We start from the raw sequence: 25,322 nt of genomic DNA on the forward strand, positions 1-25,322 counted from the left end.
TAGGCTCGTCCCAGAAGAAACGCAAGCGTTTCTTCGATAGGGTCCAGGACACGGAGGTGACGGGTGGCGACACGCAGGCGCGGCGTCGAGCTCGATGACGCCATCCGCGAGGCGACACTCGAGCTCCTCGCCCGGGGCGGTCCGGCGGCGGTGACCATGGAGGCCGTGGCGGCACTGGCGCGCACGAGCAAGCCGGTCCTCTACCGGCGCTGGCCCGACAGCCGCACGCTGCTGCGGGACACGTTGGTCGGCATCGCCCGGACGGCGATCCCGCACGAGGACACCGGCAGCTACCGAGAGGACATGCTGTCCGTGCTGCGCGGCTGGGCCATGCTCTTCACCGGCCCGCAGGCTGCGGTCATGCGAGGCGTCGTCGCGGCGTCGGTGCAGGACGAGCAGCTCGCCGAGACCCTGCGCAACGACGTCATCGGTTACCGCAAGGAGGAGATGTCGGCGCTGCTCGCCCGCGGCATCCGCCGAGGTGACGTGCGGGCGGACGTCCCCGTCCACCTCGCCCGTGAGCTCGGCCAGAGCGTGCTCTGGCACCGTCTGCTCGTCACCGGCGACCCGGTCGACGAGGCGCTCGTCGTCGAGATCGTCGACGACGTCCTCGTCCCCTTCGTGTCGCCCCGCCCCCGATGACCGCGCGGGTCGGTCCTACGCCTCCTGGATGACCGCGAAGGTCTCACCGGCGTAGGTCACGGTGTCTCCCGGGCGAACCTGACGACCACGCCGCGTGTCCACCTCGCCGTTGACCTCGACCGCGCCGGCCTCGATGACCGCCCGGGCGTCGGCGCCGTCCTCGACGACCGAGGCGAACTTGAGGAGCTGGCCGAGGCGGATGCTCTCGCCGGCGATGGGGATCTCGGTGGGGGTCACGGGACCAAGGATAGGCGTGGCGCGAGGTGGCCTAGGGTGCCGTCATGCGGATGCTCGGAGTGCTCGGCGGGATGAGCTGGACGAGCACGGCTGCCTACTACCGCGGGCTCAACCTCGGCGTGGCCGCCCGCCTCGGCGGCCACCACTCGGCGCGGCTCCTGGTCTCCAGCGTCGACTTCGACCCGGTGGTTCATGCCCAGCACGACGGCGACTGGGACCTCGCGACGAGCGTGCTCACGGAGGCGGCCCGCGGGCTCCGGTCGGGTGGCGCGCAGGCGATGCTGCTGGCCACCAACACGATGCACAAGGTGGCCGACGCCGTGGAGGAGGCCTTCGGTGCCCCGCTGCTGCACATCGCCGACCCCACTGCCGACGCCCTGCAGGCCGACGGTCGCACCGCCGTGGCTCTGCTCGCCACCCGGTTCACCATGGAGCAGGACTTCTATGCCGGACGGCTGCGTGAGCACGGTCTCGACGTGGTCGTCCCCGACGAGGCCGACCGCGAGACGGTGCACCGGGTGATCTACGACGAGCTCGTGCACGACGTCGTCCGCCAGGAGTCGCGGACCGCCTACCTCGGCGTCATCGAACGCCTCGCCGAGCGCGGTGCGGACTCCCTCGTCCTCGGCTGCACCGAGATCGGGCTGCTGCTCGGGCCGGACGACGGCATCCTGCCGCAGTACGACACCACCGCCCTGCACGTGGCGGCGGGAGTCGACTGGCTCTGCGCCTGACCTCTCCGGCGGCGGGCGGGGCTGGGACAGAGGTCATGCTCGGGCGGCTGGAAGGTTCTCCCTGATCCAGACCAGCCACCCGAGCACGTGTGGTGCGTCGGCCGGCCGGGAGTGTCCCTGTTCACTCCCGGCCGGCCGACGGCGCGGTTCTTCGCTGCCGACGTCGGTCAGCTTGCGAGCTCGCGCTGGTTGAGGATGCGGATCCGCTCGTCCTCGGTCATGCCGCCCCAGACGCCGTACGGCTCACGGGAGGCGAGGGCGTGCTCCCGGCACCGCTGGAGGACCGGACAGCTGTCGCAGACGGCCTTGGCGCGGTCGTCACGGCTGCGGCGCTGGTTGCCCCGCTCGCCCTCGGGGTGGAAGAAGACCTCAGGGCTCACCTGACGACAATGACCGTCGAACTGCCACTCCCACACGTCCAGCGTCGGCTTCGGCAGTCGTGCGATGTCAGTCATGACCCCTCCTGTCCGTGCAGGCCGACTCCGTCGTCGGTCCCTGCGATGTCCACGCGCCCCTGCTGCGCAGCATCAGGCTAGGAACGGGTTGGCAAGGTCCGGGTCTGGCCCGAGTAAGAAGTTGGCAAAGAGCGTCCCCTGGCCGGACTCCTCCGGTCGACGGGGCGGCGACGGTCGCCGGATCGGGGCGGCCCGCCACTGGCCTAGACTTGGGCAATGAGCCTTGGTGTCGACCACCCCACCCACCTCGAGGCCGAGTCCGCCACCGCGCGGACGCCCTCAGCACCCGTTCCTGCCGAGCGGCCCGCCGAAGGGCCGCCGCAGGGCCTGCCCGCGCCGTTCGCGGAGCTGGGCCTGACCTACGACGACGTGCTGCTCCAGCCCGGGGAGACCGACGTCATCCCCAGCGAGGTCGACACGACCTCGCGGCTGACCCGTGAGATCAGCCTCCGGGTCCCGCTGGTGTCCGCGGCCATGGACACCGTCACGGAGGCCCGGATGGCGATCGCCATGGCGCGCGAGGGCGGCCTCGGGATCCTGCACCGCAACCTCTCCATCGAGGACCAGGCCTACCAGGTCGACCTCGTCAAGCGCACCCAGACCGGCCGCATCTCCAACCCGGTCACCATCGGTCCGGACGCCACGCTCGAGGACCTCGACGAGCAGTGCGGCCGCTATCGCGTCTCCGGCCTTCCCGTGCTCGACGAGGGCCGGCACCTGATCGGCATCGTCACCAACCGCGACCTGCGCTTCACCCCGGTGGCCGAGTGGGCCACCACCCTCGTCCGGGACGTCATGACCCCCATGCCGCTCATCACCGGTCCCGAGGACATCGGCCACGAGGAGGCGACCAGCCTGCTGCGCCAGCACAAGCGCGAGCGCCTCCCGCTGGTCGACGCCCAGGGTCGGCTCACCGGCCTCATCACGGTCAAGGACTTCGTCAAGTCCGAGCAGTTCCCGCACGCGAGCAAGGACGCCTCCGGCCGGCTGCTGGTCGGTGCCGCCGTCGGGTACTTCGGCGAGGCCTGGGAGCGGGCCACGACCCTCATCGAGGCCGGTGTCGACGTCCTCGTCGTCGACACCGCCCACGGCCACGCACGCCTCCTGCTCGAGATGATCGAGCGGCTCAAGAAGGACCCGGCGACCCGCCACGTCCAGGTCATCGGTGGCAACATCGCCACCCGCTCCGGAGCGCAGGCGCTCATCGACGCCGGCGTGGACGCCGTCAAGGTCGGTGTCGGGCCGGGCTCGATCTGCACCACCCGGGTCGTGGCCGGTGTGGGCGTCCCGCAGGTGACCGCGATCCACAACGCGGCCCAGGCCTGCACGCCCGCCGGGGTCCCGCTGATCGGCGACGGTGGGCTCCAGTACTCCGGCGACATCGCCAAGGCGCTCGTCGCCGGCGCCGACTCCGTGATGATCGGCTCGCTCTTCGCCGGCTGCGAGGAGTCGCCCGGTGAGCTGGTCTTCATCAACGGCAAGCAGTTCAAGGCCTACCGCGGCATGGGGTCGCTCGGGGCGATGAGCTCGCGCGGCAAGAAGTCGTACTCCAAGGACCGCTACTTCCAGGCGGACGTGACGAGTGACGACCGGATCGTCCCCGAGGGCATCGAGGGCCAGGTCGCCTACCGCGGCCCCGTCGGCGCGGTCGCGCACCAGCTCGTGGGTGGGCTGCACCAGTCGATGTTCTACGTCGGCGCCCGCACCATCGGCGACCTCAAGGCCAAGGGCCGGTTCGTGAGGATCACGACCGCCGGGCTGAAGGAGAGCCACCCGCACGACATCACCGGCATCGTGGAGGCGCCGAACTACTCGTCGCGCTGAGCCGCGATGGTCCACACTGGGGAGACCGACGACCGTCAGGAGTCCCGATGCCCGACACCGAGCACCGCGCCAGCGACCTCCAGCACCGCGTGCACGTGGACCTGCCGCGGATCTCTCCCGACCAGATGACGACGTCTCAGCAGACCGAGCCGCCGCCGGACCCCACCGGCGGCCGCGACGGCGACGCGGAGTTCATGATCCGTCACGCCGGCTGAGCCGGTCAGCCGCGGGTCAGCCGCTCCGTCCATGAGGAGAGCGCGATGCCGCCGTCCGCGCTGCGGTCGACGGACACCGTCGCCAGCATCGCGTGGCCGACCGCGCGGGTGACGCAGTCGGCGGCGACGGTCTGGAGGCGCACGAGGTCGAGGTCGCTCGGGGCCGGGCGTTCGCCCGTCGCCAGCGCGAACAGGGTGTCCCCGTCGTATGCCGTGTGGACCGGTGACAGCGCCCGAGCCAGTCCGTCGTGGCTCACCCGGGCCAAGGCCCGGCACTGCACCTTGCTCAGGGTCGCGTCGGTGGCAACGACGCCGATGGTCGTCGCGGTGCCGGCACGCAAGGTGTCCTCCTCCGCGGCGCGCTCGGCCCAGTAGGCCTGCGCCAGCGCGGGATCCGGGACGGGCACGTGGGCGAACTCGTCCGCGAGACCGGAGCGGACGGCATACAGGCTTCCGTCACGGTCACAGGGCGAGCCCATCGCGTTGACGACCACGAGGGCACCGACGCGCACACCGTCGACGACGGCGCTGGCCGAGCCGACACCGCCGCGCAGCCCGCCGGCGCGGGCGCCGGTCCCCGCGCCGAGCGCACCCAGCGCCACCGGGCCGTCCGTGGCGGCGTCGAAGGCCGCGCGACCGTCCGCGGCGTCGGGGTAATGCAGGAACCCGCCACCGCGGCCCAGGTCGAAGACGACCGCAGCGGGGACGATCGGCACGACGTCGTCGGGCGCGCCGACCGGCCAGCCGAGCCCGGCCGCATACGCGGCCTGCATCACCCCGTCCGCGGTGGCCAGCCCGAAGGCGCTGCCGCCGGAGAGCACGACGGCGTCGACGCGGTCGACCAGGCAGGTGGGGTCGAGCAGGTCGGTCTCGCGCGTGCCCGGGGCCCCGCCGCGCACGTCGACACCGCCGGTGGTTCCCGGCGGCGGCACGACGACGCTCACGCCGGTGAGCCGGCCCGGCTCGTCGCGGGTGACGTGACCGACGAGCACGCCCGCCACGTCGGTGATCGCGTTGTGACGACCCGGCTGTGCTGCCCTCATGCCCCCAGCATGCCGAAGGCCGGCCCACCCGCGGTGGACCGGCCTTCGGGACGCGGGATCAGTGCAGGATCACCGGGGGAGCGACGTCGGCGGCGTCGGCGTCGTCGAGCAGGTGGCTCTCCTCGTGCTTGCGCGGCAGGAAGGACGCGGTCACGAGGGTGAAGGCGACCATGACGGCGGCGACGAGGAAGGTGTTGCCGAAGACCTCGCCCATGGCGTTCTGGACGGCGGACTGCAGCGCGGCCTGCCCGGCGGCGGCGTCGTTGCCGAAGCGAGCGAGGATCTCGCCCACGAGCGGGAACTGCTGGAGCAGCGAGGGGTTGTTCGGGTCGGCCGCGGAGGCCTCGCCGAAGGCCGCCGCCTGCGTGACGAGCTCGTCTTTCCTGAGCCCGTTGGTGAGCACGACCGAGATGATCGCGACACCGATCGAGCTCGCGACCTGCTGGCTGATGTTGAGCAGCGTCGACCCGCGTGCGACCTGGTGCGACGTCAGGGTCTTGATGGCGGACGTCATGAGCGGCATCATCGTCGCGCCCATGCCGAGGCCCATGACGAACAGCACCGGGATGAGGTAGCCCCAGTAGGAGGTGTTCCCGTCGACCTGGGTGAGGCCGAACATGCCGAGGGTGATCGTGGCGAGCCCGAACGGCACGATGCGGCCGACCGGCAGCTTGTCCGCGAGGGCGCCGGCGATCGGCATCGTGATCATCGCGCCGATGCCCTGCGGGGCGACGAGCAGACCGGCGTCGAGGGCGCCCTCGCCGCGCACCGTCTGGAGGTAGGTCGGGACGAGGAGCAGGCCGCCGAAGAAGGCGCCGGCGAAGATGAACATCGTCACGACCGACCACGTGAGGTTGCGATTCTGGAACAGCCGCAGGTCCAGCAGCGGGTGCTCCGGACGGAAGCTGTGGAAGACGAACGCGAGAATGAGCAGCAGACCGAGCCCGGTGAAACCGAGGACCTTCGCCGAGAGGAAGGTTCCCTCCTCGGGGATCGACGAGACGCCGTAGAGGAAGGCCGCCAGGCCGGGGCTCATGAGAAGCATGCCGAGCCAGTCGAAGGACTCCGTCGGCTCGGGGGCGTCCTTGGCCAGGGCCCACTGCGCGTAGACGAGCGCGGCGATGCCGAGCGGCAGGTTGATGAGGAAGATCCAGTGCCAGGACACCTTGTCGATGAGCCAGCCACCGAGGATCGGGCCACCGATGGGGCCGAGCAGCATGGGGATGCCGAGGATCGCCATGAGGCGGCCCATGCGGGCCGGGCCGGCGGCGCGCGTCATGATCGTCATCCCGAGCGGCATGAGCAGCCCGCCGCCCAGGCCCTGGACGACGCGGAAGAGGATGAGCATGTTGATGCTCGTCGCAGCGGCGCACAGCAGCGATCCCGCGGTGAAGAGCAGCAGCGCGAGCATGTAGAGGCGCTTGGTGCCGAAGCGGTCGGCGGCCCATCCGGTGAGGGGGATGACGGTGGCCAGGGCCAGCGTGTAGGCGGTGACGGTCCACGCGACGGTGGAGTAGGGCAACGGGTTGCCCTCCCCGGTGAAGGTCGTCTGGAGGTCCGGCAGCGCGACGTTGACGACGGTGATGTCCAGGATCGACATGATGGCGCCGAGGACGACGACACCAGCGATCTTGAGGACGGCACCGTCGATCTTGTCGGGATACTCGGTCGGGGCAGGGCTGGACAAGGAAGGGTCTCCTCGGGGAGCAAAAGGATTCTGGGTGCGGCGTCGGCAACGGCGACGGCGCCGGGTCGCGGGAAGACCCGCAACAGGTCATTGTGCTCCTGCCCGGAGGCCGAGCGCCAACTCGTTGTCTCGCCCCCGTGGTTAGGCTGCGGGCGTGAACGAGATCGAGATCGGACGTGGCAAGCGGGCCCGGCGCGCCTATTCCTTCGACGACATCGCGGTGGTGCCCTCCCGGCGCACCCGCGACCCCGAGGAGGTGTCGATCGGCTGGCAGATCGACGCGTACCACTTCGACCTCCCGGTGATGGGGGCACCGATGGACTCGGTGATGTCGCCGGAGACCGCGATCGCCTTCGGTCGGCACGGCGGCCTTCCGGTCCTCGACCTCGAGGGGCTGTGGACCCGCTACGAGGACCCGGCACCGCTCCTCGCGGAGATCGCCACCCTCGAGCCGGCGCTCGCGACGTCACGGATGCAGGAGATCTATCGGGCCGACATCGTGCCCGAGCTCGTCACCGAGCGGCTCCGGCAGCTCCGTGAGGCCGGCGTCACCGTCGCCGGCGCCCTCACCCCCCAGCGCACCCAGCAGCTGTGGAAGACCGTCGTCGACGCCGGTGTGGACCTCTTCGTCATCCGCGGGACCACCGTCTCGGCGGAGCACGTCTCGGCCCGCGCCGAGCCGCTCAACCTCAAGCGCTTCATCTACGAGCTCGACGTCCCGGTCATCGTCGGCGGCGCGGCGACCTACTCCGCCGCGCTGCACCTCATGCGCACGGGTGCGGCCGGAGTGCTCGTCGGCTTCGGCGGCGGGGCCGCGCACACGACCCGCCGCACGCTCGGCATCCACGCACCGATGGCCTCGGCCATCGCCGACGTCGCGGCGGCCCGCCGGGACTACCTCGACGAGAGCGGCGGGCGCTACGTCCACGTCATCGCCGACGGTGGCGTGGGCACGAGCGGTGACATCGTCAAGGCCATCGCCTGCGGGTCCGACGCCGTCATGCTCGGCGCCGCCCTGGCCCGGGCCACCGAGGCGCCCGGCCGCGGCTTCCACTGGGGGCCCGAGGCCCACCACCCGGAGCTGCCGCGCGGCGAGCGGGTCGAGGTCGGGGCCGTCGCCTCCATGGAGGAGCTCCTCTTCGGTCCGAGCCGGATCGCGGACGGCACGACCAACCTCGTCGGTGCGCTGCGCCGTGCCATGGCGACCACCGGCTACACCGAGCTCAAGGACTTCCAGCGGGTCGAGGTCGTCGTCTCGCCCTACGGCAACGACTGACGCCCCTCCCGCCGCGGGGTGCGGGCCACGGGAGCGGAAGTGGGTCGCACGCCTCATCCCCGACGGGTGTCGCGCCGTCGGCGGGTTGTCTACCCTGCGGACATGCCCCCTGTCATCGCAGACCCGGAGCTCGACCCCACCGCCACGTATGCCGTGGACCCGAGTCGCGTGCGCCGCCTCGCCTCGCGGGTCGTTGCCGGGCCCGGCGCCACGGAGCATCTGAGCCACACGCCGATGACGGGGGCGCCTCTCGCGACGCTCCCGGTCTCGACGCCGGAGGACGTCGCCGTCGCCATGGCCACCGCCCGGGGCGCCCAACGATCCTGGAGCCGGCTCGGCTTCGGGCGTCGCGCCGAGGTGCTCCTGCGCTTCCACGACCTCGTGCTCGAGCGCCAGGTCGAGCTCCTCGACCTCATCCAGCTCGAGTCCGGCAAGGCCCGCAGCCACGCCTTCGAGGAGGTGGCCGACTGTGCGATCGTCTCCCGGCACTATGCGCGAGCGGCGGCGGCATACCTCAAGGACACCCGCGTCCCGGGAGGAATCCCGGTGCTGTCCCAGACCGTCGTCAGCCACCGCCCGAAGGGCGTCGTGGGCATCGTCTCGCCGTGGAACTACCCGCTCAGTCTGGCCATCACCGACGCCCTCCCGGCTCTCATGGCCGGCAACGCGGTCGTCCTGCGTCCCGACCAGCAGTCCTCGCTCACGGCCCTCGCCGGTCATGAGCTGCTCCTCGAGGCAGGACTGCCCGAGGGCGTCTTCCAGGTCGTCCTCGGCCCCGGCTCCTCCACCGGCCAGGCGATCGTCGACCTGGCCGACTACGTCTGCTACACCGGCTCGACGCCCACCGGGCGCACCGTGGGCCAGGCCGCGGCCAAGCGCCTCGTCGGCTTCAGCCTCGAGCTCGGTGGCAAGAACTCCATGTACGTCGCGGCCGACGCCGACATCCCTCGTGCGGTCGCCGGAGCGGTGCGGGCGTGCTTCGCCTCCGCCGGCCAGCTCTGCATCAGCGCCGAGCGCCTCCTCGTCCACCGCGACGTCTTCGGCGAGTTCGTCACGACGTTCGTCGAGGCGGTCGAGGCGATGACGCTCGGGACCGGGCTCGAGTTCGGCTACGACATGGGCTCGCTCGTCGGCCGGAGCCAGCTCGACACGGTGACCCGGCACGTCGAGGACGCCCGCGCGCACGGTGCCACCGTGCTCACAGGTGGCCGGCCGCGTCCCGACGTCGGCCCCTTCGTCTACGAGCCCACGGTCCTCACCGGCGTCACCGAGGCGATGGTCTGCCGCGACAGTGAGACCTTCGGCCCGGTGGTGTCGGTCTACGAGGTCGGCTCCGACGAGGAGGCCGTCGCGTTCGCCAACGACACCGAGTACGGCCTCAACTCGTCGGTCTGGACCCGCGACGTGCGTCGTGGTCGTCGGATCGCTGCGCAGATCAGCACCGGGACGGTCAACATCAACGACGGGTATGCCGCGGCCTGGGGAAGCGTCGCTGCGCCCATGGGCGGCATGAAGGCGTCCGGCATCGGGCGCCGGCACGGTCGCGAGGGCATCGTCAAGTACACCGAGAGCCAGAACGTCACCGCCCAGCACCTCGTCGGTTTCGGCGGTCTGCCCGGTGTCCCGGAGGACACGTACGCCCACGGCATGACGGTCGCCCTGCGACTCATGCGCCGCCTCGGAATGAAGTGAGCTCCTGACGTGACCCAGGCACCTGCACGCGTCAACGGTGACGCTCCCCGCCACGACGACGTGAGGGTCGACGTCGACGTCGACGTGGTCGTGATCGGGACGGGCTTCGGCGGTTCGGTCGCCGCCCTCCGGCTGGCGGAGAAGGGCTACTCGGTCCACATGCTCGAAGCGGGCCGACGGTTCGAGGACGAGGACTTCGCCAAGACCTCCTGGGACTCGCGCAACTACCTCTTCGCGCCGCGACTGGGCCTGTTCGGCATCCAACGCATCCACAAGCTGCCCGACGTCATGATCCTGGCCGGCGCCGGTGTCGGTGGGGGCTCGCTCAACTACGCCAACACGCTGTATGTGCCGCCGGAGCCGTTCTTCAAGGACCCGCAGTGGGCCCACATCACCGACTGGCGCGACGAGCTGGCGACGCACTACGACACGGCGTCCTCCATGCTCGGCGTGGTCGACAACCCGTGCGAGGGACCTGTCGAGCAGATCTGGCGCGACGTCGCCGGTGACATGGGCGTCCCGGAGACGTTCCGGAAGACTCCGGTCGGGGTGTTCTTCGGCGAGCCCGGCGTCGAGGTCGAGGACCCCTACTTCGGTGGGGCCGGGCCGAAGCGCCGTGGTTGCATCGAGTGCGGCAACTGCATGGTGGGCTGCCGCCACGGCGCCAAGAACACCCTGCGCAAGAACTACCTCCACCTCGCCGAGGGTCTCGGCGTCGCCATCGAGCCGCTGCGCACCGCGACCCGGGTGGGAGTCGTGCCCGGCACCAAGGGTGACGGGCCGGCACACGAGCGCTATCGAGTCCTGCATGAGCGCACGGGTCGGGTCTCGGGCAAGGATGTCCGGACCACCACGGCCCGGCACGTCATCGTTGCCGCCGGAACGTGGGGCACGCAGACCCTGCTGCACACCATGCGTGACGAGGGCGAGCTCCCGGAGATCTCCGAGCGGCTCGGCCACCTCACGCGGACCAACAGCGAGGCGCTGCTCGGCGCGATCACCGCGCGCGTCCACGAGGACGCAGCGCTCGACAAGGGCATCGCCATCACGTCGTCGTTCCACCCCGACGAGGACACCCACGTCGAGAACTGCCGTTATGGCCGGGGATCCAACGCCATGAGCCTGCTGTCGACGCTGATGGTGGCGGGCGACACCGGTCGCCCGCGGCCGCTGCAGTTCCTTCTCGACGTGGCCCGCGACCCCAGGCAGCTCATGAAGACGTTCCCCCTGTGGTACCGGGGGAGCGAGCGCACGATCATCGGTCTCGTCATGCAGAGCCGCGACAACTCGCTGCGGGTCTCCGGGCGTCGCGGACTCCTCGGGCGGAGGGGGCTCACGTCCCGTCAGGGCCACGGGGAGCCGAACCCGACCTACATCAAGACCGGGCACGACTCGATGCGAGCCGTGGCCAAGCGGCTGCATGAACTCACCGGCGAGTACACCATCGCCGGGGGGACGTGGGGCGAGGTGTTCGACGTCCCCCTGACCGCGCACTTCCTCGGCGGCGCCGCCATCAGCGACGGCCCGGAGACCGGCGTCGTCGACCCCTACCACCGCCTGTGGGGCTACCCCGGAATCTCCGTCGTGGACGGTTCGGCGGTCTCGGCGAACCTCGGGGTCAACCCCTCGCTCACGATCACGGCGCAGTCCGAGCGCGCGATGTCGCTGTGGCCCAACAAGGGTGAGGCGGACCTGCGCCCGGCGCAGGGCGAGGCCTACCGGCGCCTCGATCCCGTGCCCGCCCGCCACCCGGCGGTGCACCCCGACTTCTTGCGAGTTCCGGTCAGGCTGCCGGTGCCTGCGGTCCGCGTCCCCGAACGGAACGCGCACTAAGTCGGTCGCCTCGGTCCGCGTCCCCGAACGGAACGCGCAATAAGTCGGTCGCCTCAGTCCTCGTCGCGCCAGGCGCGCCAGAGGGCGGCGTAGGCCCCGTCGCGCTCAATGAGCTCGGCGTGCGTGCCGAGCTCGCTGATCCGCCCACCTTCGACGACGCACACCCGGTCGGCGTCGTATGCCGTGTGCAGCCGGTGCGCGATCGCCACGACCGTGCGACCCTGCGTGACCGCGGCGAGGGAGCGCTCGAGGTGCCGGGCCGCACGCGGGTCGAGCAGCGAGGTCGCCTCGTCGAGCACGAGGGTGTGCGGGTCGGCCAGGACGAGCCGGGCGAGCGCGAGCTGCTGCGCCTGTGCCTCGGTGAGTGCGTGGCCACCGGAGCCGACGACGGTCTCGAGTGCGTCCGGCAGGGCGCGGACCCAGCCGTCGGCATCGACGGCGGCCAGGGCGGCATGCACCTCGTCGTCGGAGGCGGTCGGCCGCGGGAGTCGCAGGTTCTCGCCCACGGTGCCGACGAAGACGTGGTGCTCCTGCGTGACCAAGGCGACCTCGCCGCGCAGGGCGCCGAGGTCGAGGTCCACGAGCGGGACGCCACCCACGGTGACGCGACCGGTGCGCGGTCCGTCGATCCCGGCCAGCAGCCGGCCGAGCGTGGACTTGCCGGCACCCGAGGGACCGACGACGGCGAGCCGCTCACCGGGGCGCAGCTCGAGGCTCACGCCGTGCAGGACGTCGCGGCCCTCGCGGTAGGAGTAGCGGACGTCCTCGACGCGGATCGCCTCGCCGCGCGGCTGCTCGCCGGTCGCGACCCGGTCGGGCGGCACCTCGCCGACACCGAGCACCCGTGACAGAGAGGTGGCGGCGAACTGGATCTCGTCGAGCCAGCTGATGAGGTCGCCGAGCGGATCGAGCATCTGCTGGATGTAGAGCGTGACGGCGGTGGCCGCGCCGATGGAGATGTGTCCGTTCCACGCGAGCCAGCCGCCCCAGAGCACGGAGACGGACACGGGCAGGAAGAAGCCGATCTCGAGGAACGGGAACCAGCGCAGCCTCAGGCTCACCCCGACGCGCTCCGCGCGCCCCGCCTCGGCGAGCGCCTCCTCGAACCGCTCCCCACGGACAGCGCCGAGCCCGAGGTTGTCGACGGTCTGCAGGCCCTCGATCGTCTCGGCCCCGACCGAGTTGAGGCGGGCGTAGCTCGCGTGCTCCCAGAGGTAGACGCGACCCGCGCGACGGAGGTACCAGATGCTCGAGGGGACGTGGAAGATCAGCGGGGCGAGCAGCGCCAGGGCCGCCAGCGGGGACGTGAGGACGGCGGCCACGACCGTCGCCGAGACCGTCATGACGGAGACGACGATCGCGGGGATCCCGAAGCGGATGACGTGCGTCATCGCGTCGATGTCGTTGGTCGTGCGCGCCACGAGGTCGCCGGTGCCGGCCCGCTCGAGGGTGGACAGGGGCAGCCGCACGGCCGAGCCGATGAAGTCCTCGCGCAGCCGCGCGAAGACGTGCTCGGACAGGATGAAGGCCGCCCGCCGAGCCAGCCAGGTGAGCACGGTCTGGGCGAGGATCGCCGCGGCCAGCAGGGCGATGAGGGTGTCGATGCGACCCAGGCTCGCCTCGCCCGGACCGCCGCGCGTCACCTCCTGGACGATCTGGCCGACGACCCACGGACCGACCAGGCCGATGAGCGCGGCGAGGCCATGGAGCCCGAGGACCCAGAACAGGGGGCGGCGGTGGTCGCGCAGGAGGACCTTGGTGTGCGCGACGACCGTCTGCCGGCTGGCGATGGGGAGGGAGCGCTTGGCGTGGTCGGTCTCGCCGAGCTGGTGCAGGATCGGGGTCATCGCTCAGTCCTCGGCGCGCAGGACGATGCGCTGGTATGCCGGAGAGTCGTGGACCAGATCGCGGTGGCTGCCGCTGTGGGTCACGACGCCGTCCTCGACGACGAGCACGCGGTCGGCGCGGTCGAGGAGCAGCGGGCTGGACGTGACGGCGACCGTCGTGGAGCCGGCGCGGTGCTTGACGAGGCGCTCGGCGATCCGGGCCTCGGTGTGGGCGTCGACCGCGCTGGTCGGGTCGACGAGGACGAGGACCTCGGCGTCGCGCAGCAGCGCCCGGGCCAGGGCGAGCCGCTGGCGCTGCCCCCCGGAGAGCGCGCGTCCCCGCTCCTCCAGCTCGCCGTCAAGCCCACCGTCGACCGAGTCGACGGCGTCACCCGCATCCGCGGTGTGCAGGGCCTGGGTGAGCGCGAGGTCATCGACGCCGTCGGCGCCGAGCTCCCGGCGGACCGGCCCGCTGAAAAGGTGCGGGTCGGGCTGCGAGACGACGATCCGGCGTCGCACGACGTCGATGGGGAGGTCGTCGAGGGACACGTCGCCCCACGTGACCCCGTGACGGCCGGGCAGCGTGCGGCCGAGGCGGGCGGCGATGGCGCCACTGTCCTCGGGCCGGGCCGAGACGATCGCGGTGAGCTGGCCGGGACCGACCCGCACCCCGGACACGGGGTCGACGAGCTCCCCACCGGAGCGCCCATTCGTGACCAATTGGTCGAATGTGGTGCTTCCCATGCCACCGTTCGTGACCAATTGGTCGGAACGTGTCGGGTGGTCGGGCTCGGCGGCGAGGATGGGGGCGATCCGGCTGGCGGCGACCCGGGTCGCGGTGAGCTTGTTGACGAACTCCGTGGCGGTGCGCAAGGGCATCGGGAGGAAGGCCGTGTAGCCGTAGAAGGCGACGAGCTGCCCCGGTGAGATGTCGCCGGCGACCGCGAGGTGGGCGCCCAGGCCGGTCACGACGAGCACGAAGACCCCCGGCAGCAGCACCTGCGAGGCGTCGAGCAGCGCCTGCACGCCGGACAGCTGCACACCGGCGTCGCGCACGCGACCGGACTGACCGGCATACCGGGAGAGGAAGTTCTCCTCGCCGCCGACGCCGCGCAGGACCCGCAGCCCGGTGACGGTGTCGGCGCCGAGGGCGGTGAGCCGGCCGGACTCCTCGCGCTGTGCCTGCTGCCGCTTCTGCAGGGGCTTCATGACGAACGAGAGCGAGGCCAGCAGCAGCGGCCCGCCGAGGAGCATGACGAGCCCGAGCAGCAGCGACCCGCGCAGCAGGATGACCGACACGACGACGAAGCTGACGATGGCCCCGGCGACGCGCGCGGTGACGTCGAACGACTCACCCATCCGCCAGAAATCGCGCGCGAAGGTGGTCAGCACCTCACCGGCCGGCTTGTCGCGGGTCAGCGCCGGCCCGGCCCGCCGCACGGCGCGCTCGGTGACGATCGCCGACCGGAAGGCGGCGAGCAGCCAGTTCGTCACGGCGAACCAGTGCCGCAGGTTCGTCGTGGCGGCGCTGACCAAACCCATGAGGAGGATGACCCCCGCCCAGAGCAGGAGGGCGCGGCCGTCGCGAGCCACCAGCCCGTCGTCGAGCGCCTTGCCGATGGCGGCCGGGATGAGGGCGATCGACAGCATCCACGGGATGCCGAACGCCGCGCCCGCCGCGAGGGTGCGCCACTGCCGCCGGACCAGCCAGAGCAGGAGGCGGTCAGGGTGGGACGGGGGAGTGGCGTCGGCCTCGAGGGCGTACGGCCAGGCGGTGTCGGGCATCGCCCCCACCGTAGAAGGCGGTGCGACGCCGAGCCACCGAGTTTCCGCTCAGGAAGCCCGATTACGCTCGCCCCGTGCTCCGATCCGCCCGCAAGCCGCGCCACCTGGCGCTGCTCGCCGCGGCGGTGCTCATCATCATCGCGTTCGTGCAGCTCGGGCGCTGGCAGCTCGGCGTCGCCGAGGACGAGGCGTCCCAGGAGGCCCTCGAGCGGGCTCGGTCGCAGCGGCCGGTCGCCGTCGAGACGGTGCTGACCCCCCACAGCGACTTCCCCGGTGAGCTCAGCACCCGCCCGGTCGCCGCGACGGGGACGTTCGGACCGGAGCAGGTGGTCGTCGCCAACCGCCGGCTCGACGGCCGCGCCGGCTACTGGGTCGTCGCGCCGCTGCGCGTCTCCGCGACCGGCGCGACGCTGCCGGTGCTGCGCGGCTTCGTCACCTCACCGTCGGAGGCACCTCCGGTGCCGACCGGAGAGGTCACCGTGACGGGTGGACTGGCTCCTCCCGAGTCCCCGTATGCCGGCGAGCCGCCTCCGGAGGGCCTGCTCGCCTCGGTTGACACCTCCGTGCTCGTGGGCCTCTGGCCGGGGGAGCTCTACAACGCGTTCGTCTTCCAGCAGGAGCAGGAGCCCGCCGCGGCCCCGGCGAACGTGGGCACGATGCAGACGGTGCCCACGCCGACGGGGGAGACGGGCTTCAAGTGGCGCAACGCGGCATACGCCCTGCAGTGGTGGGCGTTCGCGTTGTTCGCGCTCTTCATGTGGTGGCGCATCGTCAAGGAGGACGACGGGCGCGAGGAGGCCGGCCGCGAGCCGGTCGCGGGAAACAGGGACAATGGCTGACGTGGCCAGCACCGACGAGCAGACGACACAGACCCGGGGACCGATCCGCGACCGCGAGGCGGCCCGGAAGGCGCTGACCTTCTTCAAGGTCATGGCGTTCATCGTCGGCGTGGGCCTGCTCGTCCTCGTCGTCGAGATCGTCCTCGAGTACGGCACGTCCATGAAGGGTGAGCAGAACCCGCTGCACTGGTGGCCGCAGCCGCACGGCTTCATCTACATGGTCTACCTCGTCGCCACCGCCAACCTCGGCTTCAAGGTGGGCTGGTCGCTCGCCAGGATGGTCGGCGTCATGCTCGCCGGCTGCGTGCCCTTCCTGTCGTTCTGGGTCGAGCGCCGGGTCGCCGGCGAGGTCGAGGGGCGTCTGGCGCGCCAGTAGCCTGTGGGGGTGAGTGAGTCCTCCCCCCTGTCCGACCGTCCGGTCCTCGTCGTCGACTTCGGCGCCCAGTACGCCCAGCTCATCGCGCGCCGCGTGCGCGAGGCCAACGTCTTCAGCGAGGTCGTGCCCTCGACCATGCCGGCGACGGAGATGCTCGGCAAGGAGCCGGCCGCGATCATCCTCTCCGGTGGCCCGAGCTCGGTCTACGAGGAGGGCGCGCCCCCGCTCGACCCGGCACTGCTCGACGCCGGGGTGCCGGTGTTCGGCATGTGCTACGGCTTCCAGGCCATGGTGCAGGCGCTCGGCGGGACCGTCGACCGCACGGGGCTGGGGGAGTACGGCTCCACGCCGGCGCAGGTGTCCGACACCGACTCGACGCTCTTCAACGGGCAGCCGGGCGACCAGTCGGTGTGGATGAGCCACGGTGACGCCGTGACCGCAGCCCCCGACGGCATGCGAGTCACCGCCTCGACCTCGGGCGCCCCGGTCGCCGCCTTCGAGGACGACGACCGCCGCCTCTACGGCGTGCAGTGGCACCCCGAGGTGATGCACTCGACCTTCGGCCAGCGGGTCCTCGAGAACTTCCTCCTGCGCGGGGCCGGGCTGGCCGGCGAGTGGACGGCGCACAACGTCGTCGAGACGCTCGTCGAGCAGGTCCGCGAGACCGTCGGCGACAAGAGGGTGCTCTGCGCCCTGTCCGGCGGCGTCGACTCGTCGGTCGCCGCCGCGCTCGTCCAGCGCGCCGTCGGCGACCAGCTCACCTGCGTCTTCGTCGACCACGGCCTGCTGCGGGCCAACGAGTCCGAGCAGGTCGAGCAGGACTTCGTCGCTGCGACGGGGGTCGACCTCGTCGTCGTCGACGCTCGCGAGCAGTTCCTCACCGCGCTGGCCGGGGTCTCGGACCCGGAGGAGAAGCGCAAGATCATCGGGCGCGAGTTCATCCGGGTCTTCGAGCAGGCCGCCCGCGACGTCGTCGGCTCGGCCGAGCGTGACGGCCACCCCGTCGAGTTCCTCGTCCAGGGGACGCTCTATCCGGACGTGGTCGAGTCCGGCGGCGGCACCGGGACGGCCAACATCAAGTCCCACCACAACGTCGGCGGACTGCCGGACGACCTCCAGTTCACGCTCATCGAGCCGCTGCGTCTGCTCTTCAAGGACGAGGTGCGCCAGGTCGGTCTCGAGCTGGGGGTCCCCGAGGCGATCGTCTGGCGGCAGCCGTTCCCCGGCCCGGGGCTCGGCATCCGCATCGTCGGCGAGGTCACGGCCGAGCGGCTCGAGATCCTGCGCCATGCCGACCAGATCGCCCGCCAGGAGCTCTCGTCCGCCGGTCTCGACCGCGACATCTGGCAGTGCCCGGTCGTGCTGCTGGCCGACGTCCGCTCGGTGGGGGTGCAGGGCGACGGCCGGACGTACGGCCACCCGATCGTGCTGCGCCCGGTGTCGTCCGAGGACGCCATGACGGCCGACTGGACCCGCGTGCCGTACGAGGTGCTCGCCAAGATCTCGACCCGCATCACCAACGAGGTGCGCGAGGTCAACCGGGTGGTGCTCGACGTCACGAGCAAGCCGCCGGGCACCATCGAGTGGGAGTGACGTCCAGCCCACCGCGCGTCTCAGGGACAGGTCCGCGTAAAAGATGGTCAGAACACTTCGCGTGGGTTTCTCCATTCCCGTGGTAGCCACGGCGGTGTTCCCCTAGCCTGACGCTGCCACGTCAGCACTCCCCGGGGGACCCCAATGGCCGCACCTGCCCACCGTCATCTTGCGCTGCCCGCACGCGTCGTGCTGGCTCTCGCGCTCGTCCTGAGCCTGCTTCCGGTCTTCGGTGCTGCGGCCCAGGCGGCCGTCGCCGCGCCGACCGGTCTGTCGACGAGCGGTGGCGGGTCAGCGACGCCGACGCTGCAGTGGCAGCGGGTCAACTCCGCGACGAAATACGACGTGGAGGTTTCGGCGTCGTCTTCGTTCGCGCCGACGCTTTTCGTGAAGTCGACGACGAACCGGATGATCGTCCCGACTGTCGTCCTCCCCGAGGGAACGGTCCATTGGCGGGTTCGTGCGGCGGACGCCAGCGGCACGAGCGGCTGGTCCTCGGCGACGTACTCGGTCACTCCACCGAAGGCCCCCCGACCGCTGGGTCCGACCAACACGGTGACGACGGTCCTTGAGCAGCCCTCCTTCCCCCCTCTGCTGTCGTGGGAGGGCGTGGCCGGTGCCACGGGTTACCAGGTCGAGGTGGACGCCACCGCTGAGGGGGCCACGGGAGCCGATTTTGTGGATGCCTCGAATTACACAACCAAGAGCACGTCCTTCGTGGTGCCCGACCCCAAAGCCGACGGCACCTACTTCTGGCGAGTGCGCGCTCAACTGAGCAATGGGCTGTACACCGCGTTCTCGACCGCGTGGAGGTACAAGATCGGACCGCTTCGGAAGGTCCTCAACGTCACCCCGGCGAACAACGAGAACGGCGCGCTTCGCGATGTGGTGCTCGAGTGGGATGCCGTCCCAGGTGCAAAGACCTACGACCTACAGGTGAGCACGGACGACCAGTTCAACACGATCGTCGACACACGGGTGGGCATCAAAAGCACGCGCTACTCGCCTTCGACGACGTATCTCAACGACCAGTACTACTGGCGCGTCCGAGCGCGGAACAACCTCGACCAGACCTTCGACTGGTCCGACGCTGCCGTGACGCGGTACAACTTCCAGCGCAACTGGCCCACCGCGCCGCAGCTCCTCAAGCCAGCCAACGTCCTGACTCCGGCCGCCAGTGACGACTTTTCCTTCCAGTGGACACCGGTGGACCACGCCACGACTTACCAGCTCGACGTGGGAAATGATCCAAACTTCTCGACCCCCAACGTCACATACAAGACGTGTTACACGGCCGGGACGACCTACGCCGCCGGCTATCTCACGATCAACAACGGCTTTGTGAGCCCCGACATCTGCATGCCTGCGCAGGGAGTGGTGACGTACTGGCGAGTTCGGGCCCTGGACGAGCCCAAGAACGTGCAGGGCCTCTACTCGCCCATTCAGTCGTTCGTGTACTCGTCTGGGGTGGTCCAGCGTCAGTCACCTGCCGACGGTGCCACCGTGGCAGTGCCGACCCTGTCGTGGCACGCTGCGAAGGACGCCGTCAAGTATCGCCTCACGCTGACGAACAACGCCGGAGCGAGCAGCAATTTCGAGACTCACTCGCTGAGCTGGACGCCGACGAGCTCGTCGTTTTTCGACTCCACCAAGGGTCCGTTCCGGTGGACCGTGGTGTCGGTCGACGCCGACGGCCGCACGTCTCCACGACCGCCGGACTGGACCTTCACCCTGTCGGGCGGCCCCGCGTCTTCGGGGGCGACGCCGTTGACGCCGTTGACCCCGCCGAGCTCGGCCACGTCGAGGTTCCCGACCCTGCGCTGGGAGCCGCACCCCGAGGCGAAGCACTATGTCGTGAGCATGGGGATCGCCGGGAGCGGATTCTTCTTCGCGCGCGACTACGCGCCCGTCGTCAAGGACAACCACCTCTACCCGACGGCGACGGATACGGGGGAGAAGTTCCTCAACCCCGGCACCTATGAGTGGGTGGTCCAGGCCTTCACAGCCAGCGGTTCCCTGCTGGGGAGCGGGGCACTGAGCACGTTCACGATCACCGACCTCGACCAAGTCGGCGGACAGCGGATTGCGGTCACCGGCACGGGTCTCGACACTGGCGCCGTTTGCGCTGCCGCATTGGACTCGCCATCACCTCAGCCAACCAAGTGCGAGCGGGTGCCCACCACACCTGTGCTCGACTGGAACCCGGTACCTGGTGCTGGGCTGTACAAGGTTTACGTGGGGCATGACCGCGAGCTCACCGGGCTCGTCTACGACAGAATCCCGGCCACGGGGAGCACCCGCTGGACGCCGAGGGCTTCCGACTTCGCCATCACCCCGTCGGCGCTGCCCGACAGTCAAGCCGGTCAGGCCTACTACTGGTACATCCGTGCATGCAAGACGGCCACCGTCTGCTCGGCCGACCCGGTGTCCAAGCAGAATGCCGCCACGAACGCTTTCAACAAGACCTCCCCGCAGGTGGGCAATCTGCAGGTCCGACAGACGAACGGCCGGGTGCAGAACCAGGTGGTGTTCACCTGGGACGACTATCTGGCCACGAACAGGCTGGCCACTTACCCGGCCTCAGGGACGTTGCCCGTCGAGTCGAGCTGGCAGGCTGCGAAGCAGTACCGGATCCAGGTCTCGACCTCGCCGAGCTTCGCCACGATGACCGACACCCAGCTCGTCGACCAGACGACGTACACGGCCTTCGACCGGACCTATCCGGAAGGGACGTATTACTGGCGGGTCCAGGCGGTCGACGCTGCGAACAACGGTCTGACCTGGGCACCGACGCAGTCTTTCGTCAAGCAAAGCCCGGCACCGGTCCTCACCTCACCCGTAGGCGACGAGGTGACGTCCGGCCTCACCGCCTTCGAATGGGCGCCCACCACCTTCGCCGGCAGTTACACCCTCGAGGTTTACAAGAACGACGACACCAATTGGTCGCCGGCGAACCGGGTCGTCAGCTTCACCGGCAAGCAGGTGGCCCACGCCCACTCCACTCCGCTGCCCGCAAGCGCCTCGGCCTACGTCTGGCGAGTGGCGAGGCTGGACGCCGACGGCCGGCCGGGCCAGTGGTCCAGCACCGGAAGGTTCTTCGCGTCGGGTGCTGCGCCCACGCTGACCGCCCCGACGGCCGGAGCCACGGTGAGCGGTCAGAGTGCCTACTTCGCCTGGACCCCGGTGCCGAGTGCCGTGAGCTACCGGTTCGAGCGGAGGGCCAAGGGCTCGTCGACCCTCGCCGAGAACATCATCACGAGCGCAACCTCGTGGGCGTCCCTCACCGCCATCCCCACGGGTGCCTGGGAGTGGCGCGTCGTCGCCCTCGACGTGACAGGAGCGCCGCTGGGGGAGAGCCCCTGGAGCGGCTTCGTCGTGGACAACGACAAGGGCCGTTTCACGGCCGTGACGCCGGCCCGCGTGCTGGACACGCGCACCGGGGTCGGGCTGTACGCCCCGCGGAAGCTCGGCGCAGGCCAGACCCTGACCTTCAAGGTGCCCGACCTCGCGCCCGGAACCACTGCCGTGGTGCTCAACGTGACCGCGGTCAACCCCACCCTGACGAGCTACCTCACCGTGTGGCCCTACGGCCAGACGCGACCGACGGCGTCGAACGTCAACTTCGCCACGGACGCGACGGTCCCGAACCAGGTCATCGCCAAGGTCGGCTCCGGCAACCAGGTGAGCATCTACAACGCCAGCGGCACCGTCGACGTCCTTGCCGACCTCGCCGGCTACTACGCGCCGGACCTGGGGGCGACCTACACCCCGGTGACGCCGACCCGCGTCCTCGACACCCGCAGTGCCCTGGGGACGACGTCGACCAGCAAGGTCGGCCCGGGCGGCACGGTCGTCCTCGACGTGCCCGGCCTGCCTGTCGGTGCCAAGGCGGTCACGCTCAACGTGACCGCGACCCAGCCGACGGCCGGCAGCTATGTCACGGTCTGGCCCACGGGTTCGGCGCGACCCAACGCGTCGAGCCTCAACTTCACGGCCGGGAAGACCGTCCCCAACCTCGTGACCGTCGCGGTGAACAACGACGGGAAGGTCAGTCTGTACAACGCCGGTGGCAGCGTGCACCTCTTCGCCGACCTCGCGGGCTGGTTCGCCGGTGACACCGCGAGCAGCTACTCGCCCGTCACGCCGCAGCGCGTGCTGGACACGAGGTCTGGGCTGGGAGCCCCGAGGGCGAAGCTGGGCCCGGCCCCGGCCACCATCACCCTGACAGTGCCCGGCCTGCCAGCGAACGCGACAGCGGTGGCGCTCAACGTGACCGCGAGCGGGCCGACCAGCTCGAGCTGGCTCACCGTCTACCCCGGCAACGTGGGGAGGCCGTCGGCGTCCAACCTCAACTACGTGGCCGGACAGACGGTCGCCAACATGGTCGTCGCCAAGGTGGCTCCCGGTGGCCAGGTCACCTTCTCCAACGCCGTGGGCAGCGTCGACGTCATCGCCGACCTGGCGGGCTTCTACACCGGCTGACGCACGTGTCGGCGACCACCTCCGGCCGTGCCCGCGGAGGTGGTCGTCGACGGAGCGGGTGGTGAGCGGACGGCATACGGGCGATTAGAGTTGGCCCCATGTGTGGAATTGCCGGCTATCACGGCCTGAGCGCCAACGAGGCGCTCCTGGAGACCATGAACGGGTGCCAGCAGCACCGCGGCCCCGACGGCGAGGGGATCTTCGTCGACGGGCCGTGCGGCCTCGCCCACCGGCGGCTGTCGATCATCGACGTCGCCCACGGTCAGCAGCCGATGGCCACCGCCGACGGGCGCTACACGATCGCCTACAACGGCGAGGTCTACAACTACCTCGACCTCCGGGCCGAGCTCGAGGGCCTGGGCCGGACCTTCACGACCGACTCCGACACCGAGGTCGTCCTCGAGGCCTTCGCACAGTGGGGTGGTGAGGCGTTCGACCGGTTCAACGGCATGTTCGGCCTGGCCATCTGGGACCGCGACGAGCAGCGGCTCACGCTCGCCCGCGACCACTTCGGCATCAAGCCGGTCTACGTGTGCCGGGTGCCGGCCGTCCCCGGTGACCCCGGCTCGGGCGAGGCACTCCTGTTCTCCAGCGAGATCCGCCCGATCCTCGCCAGCGGCCTCTACGAGAAGAAGCCGAACGAGCGCTCGATCTACCGCTACCTGAGGTTCCGCGCCCACGAGGACGGCACCGCGACCTTCTTCGACGGCATCGAGCGGCTCCAGCCGGGCGAGATGCTCGAGGCCGACGCCACCGGCATCCACCGCCGGATGTTCACCCGCCTGCGCGAGGAGCTCGCCGAGCTCGCCCTCGAGCAGCGCCCCTATGACGACGCGGCCGCGGCGGAGTACAAGGAGCGCTTCATCGAGGCGGTCCGGCTGCGCCTGCAGTCCGAGGTCCCCGTCGGCACCTCCCTCTCCGGTGGCCTCGACAGCTCCGCCGTCGCGGTCGTCATCAACCAGCTCATCAACGAGGGTGACGAGCGCACGGCGTCGGTCGGCGTGCAGCAGAACACGTTCAGCGCCGTCTTCCCGAACTCGATCAACGACGAGGAGAAGTACGTCGACGAGGTCCTCGAGATCTGCCAGGGCCACGTCGACGGCCACAAGATCCTCCCGACGGCCGACGAGTTCAAGGCCGACCTGCGCGACTTCATCCGCACCCAGGAGGAGCCGCTGATCTCCAGCGGTCCCTACGCGCAGTTCCAGGTCATGCGCGAGGCGACCAAGCACGTCACCGTCCTGCTCGACGGCCAGGGTGCCGACGAGATGATGGCCGGCTACATCCCCTACTACGCCGTCTACCTCCGCCAGCTGCGTGCGCAGGGCGCCAGGACCGCGGCCGCCGAGCTGAGCAAGTCGCTCGACGTGCTCTACCGGCTCGGCCGGTTCAAGGTCAAGGCCAAGCTCAAGGGCCGCAAGGACGTGCCGGTCACCTCGCTGCTCAACGCGGAGTTCGCCGCCCGGTACCGCGACGAGCGCTTCCCGGTCGAGCAGAACAACCTCAAGAAGCGCCTCATCCAGGACCTCTTCCACAACAGCCTGCCGAGCCTGCTGCGCTACGAGGACAAGAACACGATGCGCTTCAGCCTCGAGGGGCGCGTGCCGTTCCTCGACAAGGAGGTCGTGAAGTTCATCTTCGGCCTCACCGACGAGGCCATCATCAAGGACGGCTGGAACAAGCGGATCCTGCGCGACGCGACCCGGGGTGTGCTGCCCGAGTCGATCAACCGTCGCCGCAACAAGATCGGGTTCACGACCCCGCAGTCCGAGTGGTTTCTGCGCCTCAAGAACCACTTCTACTCGATCTTCCTCAGCGAGTCGTTCGCGAACCGCCCCTACTTCAAGCAGACCGACGTGCTGCACGCCTTCGAGGGCTGGATCAAGGGCAGCAACAACGCCGACACGATGATGTTCTGGCGCTTCCTCAACCTCGAGCTGTGGCTCCAGGAGTACTTCGACGAGCAGCCCCCGGTCGACAAGGCCACCGTGCAGGCGGCGCCCAAGTCCGACCTCGAGCCCAACGCCGGCAAGTCCCTCGACCTCACCACGCAGCGGGGCGAGACCGTGCGCCGCTACCCCCTGCGCACGGAGCTCTTCGCCCAGGGCGACGACCTCGACGCGAAGGTCCTCGACCGGGTCGAGGAGTTCTTCGCGACGCTGCCGACGGCCGGCCCGGAGCACGACGGCGCGACGTCCGGTCGCTGGTACCTCTTTATCTCCGAGAAGATCATCGCCATCACCCAAGGGCGCTCGTACTTCATCTGGGACATCAAGGTCGGCAAGCCCGCCCGGGTCCTGTCCAAGTACGTCACCCGCACCCCCGCGGGCATCGGTCTGGGCTCGCCCTTCACGATGCAGCTCGCCATCGAGGAGGCCGGCCTGCCGCGCGTCCTCTACGCCGCCGCGGGCGGTGCCGTGGGCAAGGTGATCGGCCGCAAGGGCCTGTTCTACGAGCTCGTCGGCAACGACATCAGCGCCATCGACGGACCGACCGAGTACTCCGCGTACCCGTCGAACGTCTCGGCCAAGCTCGCCCCCAAGGACCCCGACCAGGTGGCCGCCCGTCTGTCGGCCGGGATCCGCGGACGGGTGCCGACGGCATACACGCAGCAGTTCGCCGGGACGATCGTCATGGACGCCAACGACATCGGTCGCAACGTCCTCGGCAGCGACGTGCCGGACGACAAGGCGCGCTTCGAGGAGATGTTCGCCGACAACCCGCTCGGTCAGGGCAGCGAGCAGACGCCGATGGCCCTGGTCTTCCTCCAGGACTGAGAGCGG

General features: G+C 70.5%; 18 protein-coding genes. 12 read left to right on the forward strand and 6 right to left on the reverse strand.

All coding sequences use genetic code 11. The features are described 5' to 3' along the window. Nucleotides 1-63: 63 nt before the first annotated feature. On the forward strand, nucleotides 64-642 hold the full coding sequence (locus tag ACOJV9_RS04095) for a TetR/AcrR family transcriptional regulator (RefSeq protein WP_420183904.1): 579 nt from the start codon (nucleotides 64-66) through the stop codon (nucleotides 640-642). 15 nt (nucleotides 643-657) lie between these two features. On the opposite strand, the gene ACOJV9_RS04100 is transcribed toward ACOJV9_RS04095, so the two are convergent. After that, nucleotides 658-879, reverse strand: a complete 222-nt coding sequence (locus tag ACOJV9_RS04100; protein WP_420183905.1) for an RNA-binding S4 domain-containing protein — start codon at nucleotides 877-879, stop codon at nucleotides 658-660. A gap of 44 nt (nucleotides 880-923) precedes the next feature. Between ACOJV9_RS04100 and ACOJV9_RS04105 the strand changes: the two genes are divergently transcribed. After that, nucleotides 924-1,613 carry an aspartate/glutamate racemase family protein gene (locus ACOJV9_RS04105; protein ID WP_420183906.1) on the forward strand — a complete coding sequence of 230 codons (690 nt, stop codon included), beginning with the start codon at nucleotides 924-926 and terminating at the stop codon, nucleotides 1,611-1,613. 167 nt (nucleotides 1,614-1,780) lie between these two features. On the opposite strand, the gene ACOJV9_RS04110 is transcribed toward ACOJV9_RS04105, so the two are convergent. After that, the gene (locus ACOJV9_RS04110; RefSeq protein ID WP_420183907.1) at nucleotides 1,781-2,068 is read right to left on the reverse strand and encodes a WhiB family transcriptional regulator; all 288 of its coding nucleotides are present in this window, start codon (nucleotides 2,066-2,068) and stop codon (nucleotides 1,781-1,783) included. Between the two features lie 216 nt (nucleotides 2,069-2,284). On the opposite strand from ACOJV9_RS04110, the gene guaB reads away from it, so the two are divergent. Beyond that, nucleotides 2,285-3,892 carry an IMP dehydrogenase gene (guaB, locus tag ACOJV9_RS04115; protein WP_420183908.1) on the forward strand — a complete coding sequence of 536 codons (1,608 nt, stop codon included), beginning with the start codon at nucleotides 2,285-2,287 and terminating at the stop codon, nucleotides 3,890-3,892. Nucleotides 3,893-3,939: 47 nt separating this feature from the next. Continuing rightward, nucleotides 3,940-4,107 (forward strand): hypothetical protein, encoded by a 168-nt coding sequence (locus ACOJV9_RS04120; protein ID WP_420183909.1) that lies wholly within the window; start codon nucleotides 3,940-3,942, stop codon nucleotides 4,105-4,107. 5 nt (nucleotides 4,108-4,112) lie between these two features. Here ACOJV9_RS04120 and ACOJV9_RS04125 read toward each other — a convergent pair whose 3' ends face one another. Both ACOJV9_RS04125 and ACOJV9_RS04130 read right to left on the reverse strand, forming a co-directional pair. After that, nucleotides 4,113-5,150 carry a P1 family peptidase gene (locus ACOJV9_RS04125; RefSeq protein ID WP_420183910.1) on the reverse strand — a complete coding sequence of 346 codons (1,038 nt, stop codon included), beginning with the start codon at nucleotides 5,148-5,150 and terminating at the stop codon, nucleotides 4,113-4,115. 58 nt (nucleotides 5,151-5,208) lie between these two features. Next, nucleotides 5,209-6,837 carry a DHA2 family efflux MFS transporter permease subunit gene (locus ACOJV9_RS04130; RefSeq protein ID WP_420183911.1) on the reverse strand — a complete coding sequence of 543 codons (1,629 nt, stop codon included), beginning with the start codon at nucleotides 6,835-6,837 and terminating at the stop codon, nucleotides 5,209-5,211. 154 nt (nucleotides 6,838-6,991) lie between these two features. On the opposite strand from ACOJV9_RS04130, the gene ACOJV9_RS04135 reads away from it, so the two are divergent. From ACOJV9_RS04135 to ACOJV9_RS04145, 3 genes are all read left to right on the forward strand, one after another. Then, nucleotides 6,992-8,113 (forward strand): GuaB3 family IMP dehydrogenase-related protein, encoded by a 1,122-nt coding sequence (locus ACOJV9_RS04135; protein WP_420183912.1) that lies wholly within the window; start codon nucleotides 6,992-6,994, stop codon nucleotides 8,111-8,113. A 102-nt stretch (nucleotides 8,114-8,215) separates the two neighbouring features. Continuing rightward, nucleotides 8,216-9,805 (forward strand): succinic semialdehyde dehydrogenase, encoded by a 1,590-nt coding sequence (locus ACOJV9_RS04140; protein ID WP_420183913.1) that lies wholly within the window; start codon nucleotides 8,216-8,218, stop codon nucleotides 9,803-9,805. A gap of 9 nt (nucleotides 9,806-9,814) precedes the next feature. Next, complete coding sequence (locus tag ACOJV9_RS04145) at nucleotides 9,815-11,638, forward strand: GMC oxidoreductase (protein ID WP_420183914.1); 1,824 nt, start codon at nucleotides 9,815-9,817, stop codon at nucleotides 11,636-11,638. A gap of 53 nt (nucleotides 11,639-11,691) precedes the next feature. Here the strand turns inward: ACOJV9_RS04145 and ACOJV9_RS04150 are convergent, their stop codons facing one another. Together ACOJV9_RS04150 and ACOJV9_RS04155 are read right to left on the reverse strand one after the other, a co-directional pair. Continuing rightward, nucleotides 11,692-13,485, reverse strand: a complete 1,794-nt coding sequence (locus ACOJV9_RS04150) for an ABC transporter ATP-binding protein (protein WP_420183915.1) — start codon at nucleotides 13,483-13,485, stop codon at nucleotides 11,692-11,694. Nucleotides 13,486-13,488: 3 nt separating this feature from the next. Next, a complete protein-coding gene (locus ACOJV9_RS04155; RefSeq protein ID WP_420183916.1) occupies nucleotides 13,489-15,249 on the reverse strand; it encodes an ABC transporter transmembrane domain-containing protein in 1,761 nt (586 codons plus the stop codon). 74 nt (nucleotides 15,250-15,323) lie between these two features. On the opposite strand from ACOJV9_RS04155, the gene ACOJV9_RS04160 reads away from it, so the two are divergent. The 5 genes from ACOJV9_RS04160 (at nucleotide 15,324) to asnB (ending at nucleotide 25,316) form a co-directional block, all read left to right on the forward strand. Continuing rightward, nucleotides 15,324-16,088, forward strand: coding sequence for an SURF1 family protein (locus tag ACOJV9_RS04160; RefSeq protein ID WP_420183917.1), 765 nt, complete (start codon nucleotides 15,324-15,326; stop codon nucleotides 16,086-16,088). 1 nt (nucleotide 16,089) lies between these two features. Continuing rightward, nucleotides 16,090-16,464, forward strand: a complete 375-nt coding sequence (locus ACOJV9_RS04165) for a DUF3817 domain-containing protein (protein ID WP_420183918.1) — start codon at nucleotides 16,090-16,092, stop codon at nucleotides 16,462-16,464. A gap of 3 nt (nucleotides 16,465-16,467) precedes the next feature. Continuing rightward, nucleotides 16,468-18,057 carry a glutamine-hydrolyzing GMP synthase gene (gene guaA / locus ACOJV9_RS04170; RefSeq protein WP_420183919.1) on the forward strand — a complete coding sequence of 530 codons (1,590 nt, stop codon included), beginning with the start codon at nucleotides 16,468-16,470 and terminating at the stop codon, nucleotides 18,055-18,057. Nucleotides 18,058-18,201: 144 nt separating this feature from the next. Further along, on the forward strand, nucleotides 18,202-22,539 hold the full coding sequence (locus ACOJV9_RS04175) for a phage tail protein (RefSeq protein WP_420183920.1): 4,338 nt from the start codon (nucleotides 18,202-18,204) through the stop codon (nucleotides 22,537-22,539). Nucleotides 22,540-22,637: 98 nt separating this feature from the next. After that, complete coding sequence (gene asnB / locus ACOJV9_RS04180) at nucleotides 22,638-25,316, forward strand: asparagine synthase (glutamine-hydrolyzing) (protein WP_420183921.1); 2,679 nt, start codon at nucleotides 22,638-22,640, stop codon at nucleotides 25,314-25,316. The last annotated feature ends 6 nt before the right edge of the window (nucleotides 25,317-25,322 follow it).

It is taken from the genome of Knoellia terrae (genome assembly GCF_048606435.1).
Lineage (GTDB): Bacteria > Actinomycetota > Actinomycetes > Actinomycetales > Dermatophilaceae > Knoellia > Knoellia terrae.

What these genes read in the sequence shown, in the direction of transcription:
- ACOJV9_RS04155 (WP_420183916.1), bottom strand. Translation starts at nt 15,249, where the DNA reads ATGCCCGACACCGCCTGGCCGTACGCCCTCGAGGCCGACGCCACTCCC.
- asnB (WP_420183921.1), top strand. Translation starts at nt 22,638, where the DNA reads ATGTGTGGAATTGCCGGCTATCACGGCCTGAGCGCCAACGAGGCGCTC.
- ACOJV9_RS04150 (WP_420183915.1), bottom strand. Translation starts at nt 13,485, where the DNA reads ATGACCCCGATCCTGCACCAGCTCGGCGAGACCGACCACGCCAAGCGC.
- ACOJV9_RS04140 (WP_420183913.1), top strand. Translation starts at nt 8,216, where the DNA reads ATGCCCCCTGTCATCGCAGACCCGGAGCTCGACCCCACCGCCACGTAT.
- ACOJV9_RS04175 (WP_420183920.1), top strand. Translation starts at nt 18,202, where the DNA reads ATGGCCGCACCTGCCCACCGTCATCTTGCGCTGCCCGCACGCGTCGTG.
- ACOJV9_RS04120 (WP_420183909.1), top strand. Translation starts at nt 3,940, where the DNA reads ATGCCCGACACCGAGCACCGCGCCAGCGACCTCCAGCACCGCGTGCAC.
- ACOJV9_RS04105 (WP_420183906.1), top strand. Translation starts at nt 924, where the DNA reads ATGCGGATGCTCGGAGTGCTCGGCGGGATGAGCTGGACGAGCACGGCT.
- guaB (WP_420183908.1), top strand. Translation starts at nt 2,285, where the DNA reads ATGAGCCTTGGTGTCGACCACCCCACCCACCTCGAGGCCGAGTCCGCC.
- ACOJV9_RS04125 (WP_420183910.1), bottom strand. Translation starts at nt 5,150, where the DNA reads ATGAGGGCAGCACAGCCGGGTCGTCACAACGCGATCACCGACGTGGCG.
- ACOJV9_RS04110 (WP_420183907.1), bottom strand. Translation starts at nt 2,068, where the DNA reads ATGACTGACATCGCACGACTGCCGAAGCCGACGCTGGACGTGTGGGAG.